Here is an 11,868-nt window from a genome sequence, read left to right as displayed (position 1 = left end):
TGTCAGTCCGGTTCGCGGGCGGAAAGCGAGTCCACCTCACGGGACGTCAGTTCCCGATCGTAAACGTGCACGTCGGTGATGTCGCCCTTCCAGTGGTCGGCCGCCTTCCCTCCGATCTTGCCGCGTCCGATCACCACATCGCCGGTGGGCTTCTCCTTGGTGGAGGCCTCTCTGCCGCCCGCGAGCCTGCCGTCCACGTAGATCCGCATCCGGTGGTCCTTCTGGCTGTACGTGCCGGTGAGGTGGTACCAGCGGTCGGCCTGCGGCCGCTCGGTCTTCTCCGCGACCGTACGGGCACCGGGGAAGCTGAACGCGAAGTTCTCGTCCTGGCTGGAGTACTGGAGGAAGAACGTGCTGCTGCCGTAGCCGTCCTGGGACACGGCGGTGTGGAAGCCGTCCGTGGAGCTGAGCCGCACCCGTGCGGCGACCGAGTAGTCCGCGCCGGTGGTGTCGATCCGGGAGCCGGCGTCCGCGTATCCGTTGCCGTCCAATCGCAGGGCGCCGCCCTGGGGACCGTCGGTCCACTCCACGTCGCCGCTGACGACGGCGTCGTGCTCACCCGCCTTCGCGGTGCCGGACCGGTGCAGGGGCCACCACCCGACGCCGCGCAGCGACTCGGCGCTCGAACCCGACGAGGCCTGCTGCTCCTTGGAGTCCCCGGATTCCTGACCGCGCACCAGTTGGGTGACGACGAAGGCCAGGGCGACGGTCAGTACGGCGATCGTGGCGATGAGCGACCATCTGCGCGTCATGATGCTGCCTGGGCCGTGCGGCGGAGGAATGTCACTGGTGATCAAATTTCCGTTCGGGAAGTAGTTTGACGTACCACCAAAGTGTGACAGGCCGATGTGAACACGGATGCGGGCGCCCCTGGATGTCCTGTGTGCGCCACACCATGCGGCAACGCCCCGGACGGCCTACGGCAGGCGCCACTCCACCGGCGCGCTCCCCTGCCGCACCAGCAGATCGTTGGCCCGGCTGAACGGGCGCGAACCGAAGAAACCGCGGTCCGCCGACATCGGGGAGGGATGAGAGGACTCGATCGCCGGAAGATCCCCCAGAAGCGGCCGCAGATTGCGGGCGTCACGCCCCCACAGAATGGACACCAGCGGCTTGCCGCGCCCCGCCAGGGCCCGGATCGCCTGCTCGGTGACCTCTTCCCAGCCCTTGCCCCGGTGCGCGCCGGGCTTGCGCGGAGCGGTGGTGAGCGCCCTGTTGAGCAGCAGCACCCCCTGCTCCGACCACGGTGTCAGATCACCGTTGGACGGCCTGGACAGCCCCAAGTCCGTATGCAGTTCCCGGAAGATGTTCTCCAGGCTGCCCGGCAACGAACGCACCTCGGGCGCCACCGCGAAGCTCAGCCCGATGGCCATCCCCGGTGTGGGATAGGGGTCCTGACCGACGATCAGGACGCGGACGTCGTCGAAGGGCTGCTGGAAGGCCCGCAGGACATTCGCCCCAGCGGGGAGGTAGGTCCGGCCGGCCGCTATCTCGGCCCGCAGGAAGTCCCCCATCGCGGCGATGCGATCGGCCACAGGTTCCAGAGCCTTCGCCCAGCCTGCTTCGACAAGTTCATGCAAGGGTCGTGGTGCCACAGCGCGTCACCCTACTGGCACACAACCGGTCCCCGCACAAGCACAGAACCCCTCACGCCCGGACGCCGCCCTCGGGACTACTCTTCGTTCCGGAAAGGAGGGGAGCCCGTTGCGTCCAGTGACCAAGCCACTCCGCCGAGGCGCCCGGCCGGTGGACCGGCGCCTGCCGTGACCGGGGCGTCGGAGGAATCCGGGTTTCTCGCCGTGGACTCCGGCGGGTCCGGACTACGGGCGGTGGTGGGAACCGCCGAGCGCGGGCCGCTGGCCCGGCGGGAGTCGGCGGAGCCGGTCCGCACGGGCGACCGGGGCATCGACCCCGAACACTTCATGGCGCAGCTCATGCCCTTGGTGCGTGTGTTGACCGCGGAGGCCGGGCCGGTGCGGTTGACCGCCGCCGTCGTCGGCGCCACCGGGCTCGCCTCCCTGGGTGACGCGCTGCGCGCCGAACTGCCGGGCGCAATGACCCGGGAGCTGGGCGTACGGAGGATCGCGCTGGCCGCCGACGCCGTGACCGCGTACGTGGGCGCCCTCGGGCCATGCCCCGGTGCCGTGATCGCCGGCGGTACGGGGCTGATCGCCATCGGCACCGACCTGACCGGCTGGCGTCGCGCGGACGGCTGGGGACACCTGCTCGGTGACTGCGGGGGCGGTGCCTGGATCGGGCGGGCCGGTCTCGAGGCCGCGCTGCGCGCCCATGACGGGCGCGAGGGCGGCTCGGCACCGTTGCTGGCGAGCGCCGAGGAGGCGTTCGGGCCGGTGGCCGGACTGCCCGGCCGGTTGTACCCGCGGCCGGACCGGCCCGCCGTCCTCGCCTCCTTCGCACCCCGGGTGGCCGCCTGCGCGGACGGGGACCCCGTCGCGGCGGACATCCTGCGCGCGGCCGCGCGGCACATGGCCGACTCCGCGGCAGCCGTGTGCCCCCCGGGCGGCGAGCCCCGTGTCGCCGTCACCGGCGGCCTGTTCAAACTGGGCGACCCGCTCCTCGGGCCTGTGGACGAGGAACTGGCGCAGCGGCTCCCGCACGCACGCCGGGTGCCGGCCGAGGGTGACCCGCTGCACGGCTCCGTGCGCCTGGCGACCGAGCTGAGCACCGGTCCCCTCACACTGCCGGGTGACGAGAGGATGCTGTCCGTGACAACCCTGTCGGGTGAATAATCCGACCCGCATGATCCGTACGTAACTCAATCCGTACGTAACTCATCAGACAAAACCGGACGTATACCGCTCACCTGCACCCTCCCCGAACAGGAGAGCCCAGGAAACCAGTAACATGCGGCGCCATGAGTTCCCCCACTGGACCCGAGTCCGGCCTGCCAGTACGAATGCCGCGACCCCGCCAGCCGGGACGGCACCGCCGCCCCGAGCCGCTGGTGGCTCCCGAGGGCGCGCCCGCGCTCGTCCTCGCCGTGCCGGGCACGCCCAGTAGCGCCACGCGCAGCCTCGCCGAGGAGGTCGTGAGCATCGCCCGCTCCGAGCTGCCCGGCCTCGACGCCCGCATCGGGTACCTCGACGGGGACAACGCGGAGTTCTTCACGCTCCAGGCCGTGCTCGCACACGCCGCCGAGGAGCGCACCGCCCGCTTCGAGCAGGCGCGTGCCGCCGGCATGGACGTCCGAGAGCCCGACGGGCCCGTCGCCGTCGTCGTGCCGCTCCTCGCCGGCCCGGACAGCGCGCTGCTGCGCCGGGTCCGTCAGGCCGTCATGGAGAGCCACATCGCCGCGGAGCTGACCGATGTCCTCGGCCCGCACCCGCTGCTCGCCGAGGCGCTGCACGTGCGGCTCTCCGAGGCCGGTCTGGCCCGCGCGGACCGTGCCCGCCTGTTCACGGTGGCGACCGCCGCCGACGGCATCGTCCTGGCCTCCGTGGGCGGTGACGAGGCCGTGCAGGCGGCCGGGATCACCGGCATGCTGCTGGCCGCGCGCCTGGCGGTGCCGGTGATGGCCGCGGCCCTGGACCAGGAGGGCTCCATCGCGTCCGTGGCCGAGCAGCTCCGCTCCTCGGGCTCGCAGCAGCTCGCCCTCGCGCCGTATCTGATCGGCCCGGAGATCGAGCCGGGGCTGATCGAGGAGGCGGCCAAGGAGGCGGGGTGCTCCGCTGCGGAGTCGCTCGGGCCGTACCCGGCGATCGGGAAGCTGGCGCTGGCGAAGTACACGACGGCGTTGGGCATTACGCCGCAGCAGGTTCAGCAGACGCCGGTTCGCTGACGCGCCCTGGGGGAAGTCGGTCGGGTGCGGGTGCGCTGTGGCTTGTCGCGCAGTTCCCCGCGCCCCTTGTGGGGGCAAGCCCCCACGCCCCCCCGATCAGCCGATGATCACGCACGACGCCGCCGTCACCCTCATCGAGCCGCCGCGCCTCGGCACGCCCGTGAGTGGGTCGACCGCGAACCAGGTCACGTCACCGGAACGCTCGTTGGCTGCGTACAGGAAGCCGTCGGACACGGTCAGGGCGCGTGGCCAGCGGCCGCCGCAGGGCACCGTGGTGACCAGGTGCAGTTCCTCCCCCTCGACGGCGAACACGGACAGGACGTCCTCGCCGCGGGTGGCGGTCCATACGAAGCGGCCGTCGGGTGAGGTGACGATCCCCGAGGGGTAGGCGTCGCGCACCGGTGCGCCCGGCAGGACCGGGGTCTCCGTCAGCGGCGTCAGCACGCCCTCCGCCGCGTCCCAGCGGCAGACGGTGACGGAGGGGCTGAGTTCGTTGACGACGTAGGCGTACGAGCCGTCCGGGTGGAAGGCCAGGTGGCGCGGCCCCGAGCCGGGCCGCAGGGCGGTCTCCCGGTGCAGGGCCGGGGTGCCGTCCGTCAGCGTGCACACCCGCACCGAGTCGGTGCCGAGGTCGACGCTGACGGCCCAGCGCCCGCTCGGGTCGGGCTGCACCTGGTGGGCGTGCGGCCCCTGCTGGCGCGGGGTGTGCGGGCCCGCGCCGGTGTGCCGGAGCACGCCGGAGGCGGACCGCGCGAGAGTGCCGTCGGGGCGGACGGGGACGGCGGTGACGCTGCCCGAGCCGTAGTCGGCGGTCAGGAGGTGTCCGGCGTACAGGCCGAGGTGGGTCGGCCCGCCGGCGTCGAGCGGCACGGGCGCTCCGGCCGGCTCGGGCTTGTCCCCGTTCACCCGGTACGCGGCCACCGCGCCCGCGGCCGTCTCGCTGACCGCGTACAGCGTGTCCCCGTCGGGCGAGAGGGCTAGATAGGCCGGGTCGGGGACGACGTTCACACTGCTCAGGAAGGTCAGCGCGCCGCTGTCCGCATCGACCTCCGCCGTCACGATGCCCGGGCCGCCGGCCGCCGTGAACGACCCGATGAACGCCCGCCGCCTGCTGCCGTCCGCCATCGCTGTGCCCTTTCGTCCCTGAGCCGTACGGAATGACCGCGCGGTCGATCATGCGCGGTCTAGACCAAAGGGTCAAGGGGGTGCGGCGGCCCGTCGCTCAGGCACCGACCAACGGGGAGCGCGACGGCGTGCGCAGCGGCCACTTTCCGGGCTCCATCACGAGAGCAGCCAAGATCCTCAGCGAACGGCTGTGAGCCGTCTGGTAGAGAGCGCCGGACCGCAGGCCGACGCTCCCGTTCAGGAAGGGACAAGTGGAGGGCGCGGAGAGGACCCGAGCGGCATCGCCAGCTCCGACAGAGCCTTCTCCAAGCCACGCAGATGCACGAGGGCCGACTCCGTCTCGTCCTGCTGAGGCGTCTCGCCGCCAGCGGACGCCACTCGCCTGCGCCCCAGGTCGCTGACAGTGAGTGCCTCCACCGCTGCCTCGACGCGCCAGCAGGCAGCGGCCAGACGGGCGTCGTGCGACGCGACAGGATCGGCGGCAATGGACACCAGACCCCGCACTTCGCGGGCGCAGTCGTCGAGCAGCTCAATGACCTGGCGGGCACGGACTTTCCGAGCACGGAAGGGAGTCAAGGGGTGCATCAACGGGGCGAGTGCCATCCGTACCCGGCCGAGCAGCAGCTCCAGTTCGGCGGCGTGCAGGGCAGGGTCGCCCTTCGGATCTCCAGCGAGGCGAGCGGCCGCTTCGGCCGTGGCCGCGTGGACGCAATGCAGTGCCCGCTGGATCCAGGCGTCGTTCGTGGCGTGCGTGGTGACCGGCAAGACGAGGGCCACGGCCAGCGCGGCACACAGCGCGCCCACACCGGTCTCTGCAAGGCGAAGCTCGAGCAGGCCGGGGTCCAGCACGCCCAGCAGGCCGTACAGCAAGCTGACCATCACCGTCACTGCCAGCATCATCCAGGAATACGAGACGGCGGCCGTGTAGAAGATGCCGAAGACGCAGACGGCAACCAGGGCGGCCGTCGGCTCGGGCGCGCCATGCAGCGGGATGGCGACCAGCAGGCCGATGGCAATGCCGATCACAGTTCCGAAGACCCGGCGGAAACCGCGGACCAGGGTTTCGCCGCGAGAAGCCGTGTTGACGAAGATCCACCAGACAGTACCGACGGCCCAGTACCAGCGCTCCTCGGAAAGGAACTGTCCTACCAGAAGCGCGAGAGTCGAGGCAGCAGTGGCCTGGAAGGCTTGCCGGGTGGTGGGCCGCGCCAACCCGCTGGCGGGCAGGGCCGGCGGGGCTGCCGCAGGTGGGGTGTGACGCTCGATGGGCCAGAGCACGAAGCGCGTGGCGCCGGCCGTGACAAGGGCCAGGCCCACAGCGGTGTACAGCTCGGGCAGCTGAGCGGGAACCGCATGCAGAAACTGCGTGATGAAGAAGTTCATGAACGCGAAGATCCCGAGCGCGTGGCCCCGTGGGCCCCAGCGGCGGGCATAGACCCCGCAGAAGACGACGGCCAGGAACGCGGCGTCACGGGCCGGGGTGATGCCGTGCAGTGTGGTGGCAAGCGCCAGCACGGGGAATCCCGCGATGGGAAGCAGGGCGGTGGTGATCCGCTGGTCACGGACGGTCGCATCGGTGACCGTGAAGAGGGCGAGCAGTGCCGCGAGTCCCGCGGTGATCGATGCGGTGAGCGATAGCCCGCAGAGCTCGGAAACGGCGACGGCGGCGGCGACACCGATGACAGCGCGGGTCGCGTTCCGCAGCCTCAAGCGCCCCGGGTCCGGAGCCACGAACATCCTCTTCACGGCGGTGCGCCGCCCCCCTTGCAGTGGTACGCGCCCTACCCACGGTCGTCCCGGGTGGCGGACAACGAGCAGGCAGAACGAAGGCACCGCGGTCCGGACCCGGCCTCGTCGCCGTCCAGCGCTACGCGGCGCCGCAAGTACATGGATAGGGCATAGATAACCACCTCCGGGCCCACTGGCTCAACTGTCGCGCCGATGAGTGTGCCAATGGCACAGCCTGATCAACCTCGATGCCGACCGATGGGAGGCCAATGGATCAGGCTTCACCCAGGCTGGCTCCCGACGATGGTGAGGACGTACCCGATTCCAGCTCACAGCGGGCCCGTCTGTTTCAGCGGCCGTGGACCGACCACGCATGAACACCGGCCCTGCTGGCGGACCGACCGTGTATGGCAGCGAATCCCCGGTTATGGAAACCGGGGGTGCTCCGGAACATAGGTGTCGCCAGGAGGCTGAGCGAGTTCTCCGACGACAGGGCGACTGCGATCACGGCATCGGAGCCCTCCTGGATAGCCATATTCACCGGGCTGAGCCCGCGTCAGTTCGGCAAAGCTGATCACCGCTCTGAGGACCGGCCGTGGGCTGTCATCTCGGTCGACGCGCTGGCTCCGCTGCACCATGGCGGACATTCCACTGGCGCGAGGGGCAGAGGAACGACCGAACAGATCGAGCACCTAAGGGTGACGGGGGCGAGTACGGCGTGCCTCGTCGTTCACGGTTGGCGGTTGCTTCTGCGTATCGGCCCAGCTTGCGAGCAGGGTGAGAGCGTCAGCGCTGGGCGTACCGGGGTCTGCGGTGTAGGTGGTGATGGAGACGTGCGGGTCGCCGGGCAGTGCGAAGTCGTCGTAGGCGAGGTCCATCCGTCCGACGGCCGGGTGGTTGACGGTCTTGCGTCCGCGCGAGTGGCGGTGCACGTTGTGCTTGGCCCAGCGGGTGGTGAAATCGGTGCTGCGGGTGGAGAGCTCGCCGATGAGTTCGGTCACCTGCTTGTCCAGTGGGTCGCGTCCGGCGGTCGCGCGGAGTATCGCGACCAGCTGGTTCTTCGCCTCGTTGATGTCGGCGTAGAAGGCCTCGGCTCGCGGGTCGAGGAACACGTACCTGGCGATGTTCGGTGGCTGCTGGGCCATGTCGAAGAGGTCGGCGTACAGAGCGCGGCCCAGGTCGTTGGCCGCGAGGAGATCGAGGCGGCCGTTCTGTACGACGGCGGGCACGCTCATGGAGTCGAGGACCTGCTGCACCGACGCGGTGATGGGTGAGGCGCGCTTGGGGCGCTTGCGGCGTGAGCCGGGCGCGACGCTGCGTGCCAGGTCGTACAGGTGGGCGCGCTCGTCGTCGTCGAGTTGCAGCGCACGGGCGATCGAGTCGAGGACGCTCTCGGACGCCCCACCGAGCTGGCCGCGCTCGATGCGGGTGTAGTACTCGACGCTGAGGCCGGCGAGCATCGCGACTTCCTCGCGCCGCAGCCCTTTGACGCGCCGGTCACCCCCGACATAGGGCAGGCCGGCCTGCTCGGGAGTGATCCTCGCCCGGCGGCTCATGAGGAAGCCCCGGATCTCCTGCTGAAACTCCATGGCTTCAAGGCTAGGACCGCCCGTTCCCGATGTGGGGGTCCCTGAGAGTGCCTGGCAGGCATCCGCGAGGCGAGGGACGGTGAGGAGCAACCCCAGAAAATCTGTGTGAAAAGGAATGCTGCAAGTGCGTGGAGCTGTCATTCATGCCCCGGGCGATGTCCGGGTGGAAGAGCGCGAGAACCCCACGATCGTCGCGCCGACGGACGCGATCATCCGCGTGTCGGCCACCTGCGTGTGCGGTTCGGACCTGTGGGACTACCGCGGGATCAACGAGGTGACGCAGCCGACCCCGATCGGTCACGAGTACGTCGGCGTGGTCACCGAGATCGGCGACGAGGTCAAGAACATCAGCGTCGGTGACTTCGTCGTCGGTTCGTTCATGGCCTCGGACAACACCTGTGAGATCTGTGAGGCCGGCTACCAGTCACGGTGCGCGCATGTCGAGTTCGTCGGAGCGGGCGGGGCGCAGTCGGAGTACCTGCGGGTGCCGCTGGCCGACGGCACCCTCGTCGCCACCCCCGGGATGCCGGCCGACGACCTGATCCCCTCGCTCCTGGCCGCCTCCGACGTGCTGGGGACGGGCTGGTTCGGCGCCGTGGCCGCCGAGGCCGGGCCGGGCAGGACCGTGGCCGTGGTCGGTGACGGAGCCGTGGGCCTGCTCGCCATTCTGGCCGCGAAGCAGCTGGGCGCGGAGCGGATCATCGCGATGTCGCGGCACGCGTCGCGGCAGAAGCTCGCCCGCGAGTTCGGCGCCACCGACATCGTCACCGAGCGCGGTGACGAGGGCGTGGCCAGGATCAAGGAACTCACCGGCGGATACGGCGCCCACAGCGTGATCGAGGCCGTCGGCACCCAGGAATCGATGATGCAGGCCATCCGCTCCACCCGCCCCGGCGGGCACGTGGGATACGTGGGTGTGGCCCACGGGGTGGAGCTTCCGGGCGAGGAACTGTTCTTCGCCGAGGTGCACCTGCACGGCGGCCCCGCCCCGGTGCGCCGGTTCCTGCCCGAGCTGATCCAGCTCATCTGGGACCGCAAGATCGACCCGGGCAAGGTCTTCGACCTCACCCTCCCGCTCGATCAGGTTGCTGAGGGATTCAAGGCGATGGACGAGCGCCGCGCCATCAAGACCCTGCTGCAGCCCTGACCCTCACTCGTCCCTTCCACCCGCCCTCGCCCGGGACCTCGAACATCCCGGGCAGGTTGCGGGACCTTGTTTGACTCGACGGGAGAACTTCATGAACCCCACGTACGACTTCTCCGGGCAGGTGGCCCTGGTCACCGGCGCCGCCTCCGGCATGGGCCTGGCCGCCGCCCGCGCCTTCGCCGACTCCGGCGCCGCCGTGGTGCTGGGCGACCTCGACCCCGACGCCGTCCACAAAGCAGCCGAGGAGATCACCGGCCGCGGAGGGCGGGCGACCGGTGTCGTCTGCGACGTCACCGACGAACAGCAAGCGGAAGCGGCGGTGCGGGCCGCGGTGACGGAGTACGGCCGCCTGGACATGGCGTTCAACAACGCCGGCATCCAGGTGCCGCCGACCGACGCGGCCGACGAGACGGCCGAATCCTTCGACCGGGTCAACGCCGTCAACCTGCGCGGCGTCTGGGCGGCGATGAAGCACGAACTGCGACAGATGCGCGAGCAGGGCAGCGGCGCCATCGTCAACTGCTCCTCCCTGGGCGGGCTCGTCGGACTGCCCGAGCGCGCCGCCTACCACGCCTCCAAACACGGCGTCATCGGCCTGACCCGCAGCGCCGCGGTCGAGTACGCGCCCCGGGGCATCCGCATCAACGCCGTCTGCCCCGGCGTCATCGACACCCCGATGGTCGCCGACATGGTCGAGAACCAGGCCGAGGCCATGGCCGAGATCATCAAGGAACAGCCCATCGGCCGACTGGGGACAGCGGACGAGGTCGCAGCAGCCGTCCTGTGGCTGTGCAGCCCCGGCGCCAGCTTCATCATCGGAACAGCTCTCCCCGTCGACGGTGGCTTCACCGTCCACTGATGTGAGTCCGCCCTCGGGCCGGCGTATCGGGCGCCCTCCGCGGAACGCAGTTCGGCCAAGAATGCGGTCACCACACCAGTCAAAGCTCCCGTGATTGCTTCCTGGTTCTTGGTGGCGCTGGGCAGCACCAGCCAGGTGCCGGGCAGGGCTTCGTCGAAGGCGGCCGCTCGGCGATGGTCTGTCCCGCAAAGCACTGGTCGAGGACCAGGAACAGGTGGCGAATGCGGGTGTCCTTCAGCCAGCTGATCAGATCTGCGGTCCGCAGCGAGGTCGACGACAGACGGTCGGCTTCGCTGCCCTGCAGCACCGTCCAGTGCGCCCCGTTCGAAGTGACACCATGGCCGGTGACCAAGACCACCGCGGCATCCGCCTCCCTCCACCGCTGCTCCGGCGGCGGATCCTCCAGCGGCTCAAAACCAGGGTCGGCGTACTCGCTGGTGGCGATGGCCACGAAGTGCCGCCCGCAGTACCTCACCGTCCACCGGGTCCGTCGTCTTCACTTGGCGAGCTCCGGCAAGGCTGCCAGCAGCGCCGCACCGGTCTGCCGTTTCCCCAGATACCGGGAGGCGGAATGCGCGTCGCCCCCGTTGTCCACGACCGCATCTCGCACTCCCGGCCGGCACCGGGCACATCGGCCGCCGGACCTCGTCGAACGCACCCCCGCCGACATCGAGGCCGACGTCCGAGCCGCCGCGCCGCCGGGAACCGTCGCCGGACTGGACATCACCGCCGATGCCACCGGCCTGGCGCTGTTCGCGACGGTGCGGCGCGCTGACGAGCCGGGGTGATCCCCGCAGCCGGCATCGTGTTCCTCCCTGACGCAGCATCGGTCGTCAGTCGAGGCCTTCGATGATGCGGAAGTCGCGCTCGAAGCCGTCGGGGAGTTCGGCCAGCGCCTTCTGGTAGGCCGCACTCTCGTATGCGGCGACCGCCTGTTCGAAGCTGTCGAACTCGATCAGGACAACGCGCTCGGCGATTCCGGCTTCGTGTGCGACGACCCGGCTGCCGATGCTGGCGAGCACCCGCCCGCCTGCGGCCTTGACGGCCAGACCGGCCAGTTCGTTGTAGACATCAAGCCCCTCAGGGTCTGTGATGGTGGGGTAGACGCTGACCCAGTAGCCCTTGGCCACGGTTCCTCCCTGTGTTCGGAATTGATCACCAGAAACATACTCAGATCCATCGCCGGCGCGCTGTGGGTCAGCGAGCCGACGGAGACGGCGTCGAAGTCGGACGGCTTCGATCCTCAGCTTCCGGTTCGACTCGACCGGCCCAGGCCCGGCACACCGACCGGGGCTGTGATCGGATTGGTCTCGGGTGAGCGTCGGCGGGCGAGGGCGAGGCCGGCCATCGTCGTGATCGCCATCGCGGCGACGCCGACCAGCGCCGCGGTCGTGTACGCGTCGTCGTTCGGGAAGAGGCGGCCCGTGGCGGTGCCGGCGGCCAGGACCAGACCGCCGATGGCGCTGCCCAGGGAGTACCCGACGCTGCGGACGACGTAGTTGAAGCTCATGGCGCTCGACGTCTCGCTCTTGGGGGTGACGGCCAGGATGACGCCGGGCATGGCGGCCGAGAAGCTGCCGACGCCGAAGCCCAGCACGCCCATGGCCGCGAGCAGTTCGGC

Annotated in this window: 12 protein-coding genes and 1 pseudogene; 5 read left to right on the top strand and 8 right to left on the bottom strand. The window is 70.4% G+C overall.

Features of this window, described 5'->3' with window-relative positions; translation table 11 throughout:
- Positions 1 to 2: 2 nt before the first annotated feature.
- Together ACFTZL_RS31080 and ACFTZL_RS31075 are read right to left on the bottom strand one after the other, a co-directional pair.
- Complete coding sequence (locus tag ACFTZL_RS31080; protein WP_382589293.1) at positions 3 to 752, bottom strand: LamG domain-containing protein; 750 nt, start codon at positions 750 to 752, stop codon at positions 3 to 5.
- Positions 753 to 917: 165 nt separating this feature from the next.
- Complete coding sequence (locus ACFTZL_RS31075; protein WP_382589290.1) at positions 918 to 1,595, bottom strand: uracil-DNA glycosylase; 678 nt, start codon at positions 1,593 to 1,595, stop codon at positions 918 to 920.
- A gap of 168 nt (positions 1,596 to 1,763) precedes the next feature.
- Between ACFTZL_RS31075 and ACFTZL_RS31070 the strand changes: the two genes are divergently transcribed.
- Positions 1,764 to 2,750, top strand: a complete 987-nt coding sequence (locus ACFTZL_RS31070; RefSeq protein WP_382589287.1) for an N-acetylglucosamine kinase — start codon at positions 1,764 to 1,766, stop codon at positions 2,748 to 2,750.
- A 125-nt stretch (positions 2,751 to 2,875) separates the two neighbouring features.
- Positions 2,876 to 3,799 carry a sirohydrochlorin chelatase gene (locus tag ACFTZL_RS31065; protein WP_382589284.1) on the top strand — a complete coding sequence of 308 codons (924 nt, stop codon included), beginning with the start codon at positions 2,876 to 2,878 and terminating at the stop codon, positions 3,797 to 3,799.
- Positions 3,800 to 3,895: 96 nt separating this feature from the next.
- Here ACFTZL_RS31065 and ACFTZL_RS31060 read toward each other — a convergent pair whose 3' ends face one another.
- From ACFTZL_RS31060 to ACFTZL_RS31050, 3 genes are all read right to left on the bottom strand, one after another.
- The gene (locus ACFTZL_RS31060; protein ID WP_382589281.1) at positions 3,896 to 4,924 is read right to left on the bottom strand and encodes a lactonase family protein; all 1,029 of its coding nucleotides are present in this window, start codon (positions 4,922 to 4,924) and stop codon (positions 3,896 to 3,898) included.
- Between the two features lie 237 nt (positions 4,925 to 5,161).
- Complete coding sequence (locus tag ACFTZL_RS31055) at positions 5,162 to 6,661, bottom strand: FUSC family protein (protein WP_382589296.1); 1,500 nt, start codon at positions 6,659 to 6,661, stop codon at positions 5,162 to 5,164.
- Between the two features lie 683 nt (positions 6,662 to 7,344).
- Positions 7,345 to 8,241, bottom strand: coding sequence for a helix-turn-helix transcriptional regulator (locus ACFTZL_RS31050; RefSeq protein ID WP_382589278.1), 897 nt, complete (start codon positions 8,239 to 8,241; stop codon positions 7,345 to 7,347).
- Positions 8,242 to 8,365: 124 nt separating this feature from the next.
- Between ACFTZL_RS31050 and ACFTZL_RS31045 the strand changes: the two genes are divergently transcribed.
- Positions 8,366 to 9,388: a zinc-dependent alcohol dehydrogenase family protein gene (locus ACFTZL_RS31045; RefSeq protein WP_382589276.1), complete on the top strand. Its 1,023-nt coding sequence runs from the start codon at positions 8,366 to 8,368 to the stop codon at positions 9,386 to 9,388.
- A 91-nt stretch (positions 9,389 to 9,479) separates the two neighbouring features.
- The gene (locus ACFTZL_RS31040; RefSeq protein ID WP_382589273.1) at positions 9,480 to 10,247 is read left to right on the top strand and encodes an SDR family NAD(P)-dependent oxidoreductase; all 768 of its coding nucleotides are present in this window, start codon (positions 9,480 to 9,482) and stop codon (positions 10,245 to 10,247) included.
- Between the two features lie 79 nt (positions 10,248 to 10,326).
- Here ACFTZL_RS31040 and ACFTZL_RS31035 read toward each other — a convergent pair whose 3' ends face one another.
- Positions 10,327 to 10,698 carry a hypothetical protein gene (locus ACFTZL_RS31035; RefSeq protein WP_382589270.1) on the bottom strand — a complete coding sequence of 124 codons (372 nt, stop codon included), beginning with the start codon at positions 10,696 to 10,698 and terminating at the stop codon, positions 10,327 to 10,329.
- 136 nt (positions 10,699 to 10,834) lie between these two features.
- On the opposite strand from ACFTZL_RS31035, the gene ACFTZL_RS31030 reads away from it, so the two are divergent.
- On the top strand, positions 10,835 to 11,035 hold the full coding sequence (locus tag ACFTZL_RS31030) for a hypothetical protein (protein ID WP_382589267.1): 201 nt from the start codon (positions 10,835 to 10,837) through the stop codon (positions 11,033 to 11,035).
- A 45-nt stretch (positions 11,036 to 11,080) separates the two neighbouring features.
- Here the strand turns inward: ACFTZL_RS31030 and ACFTZL_RS31025 are convergent, their stop codons facing one another.
- A complete protein-coding gene (locus ACFTZL_RS31025; RefSeq protein WP_165256912.1) occupies positions 11,081 to 11,377 on the bottom strand; it encodes a DUF1330 domain-containing protein in 297 nt (98 codons plus the stop codon).
- 113 nt (positions 11,378 to 11,490) lie between these two features.
- Positions 11,491 to 11,868 (bottom strand): annotated as a pseudogene (locus ACFTZL_RS31020) (MFS transporter); the annotation flags it as partial.

Source organism: Streptomyces sp. NPDC056948 (assembly GCF_042674225.1).
Classification (GTDB): domain Bacteria; phylum Actinomycetota; class Actinomycetes; order Streptomycetales; family Streptomycetaceae; genus Streptomyces; species Streptomyces purpurascens.
The sequence above is the reverse complement of the archived record's forward strand: the minus strand, read 5'-3'. Positions and strand labels throughout refer to the sequence as shown.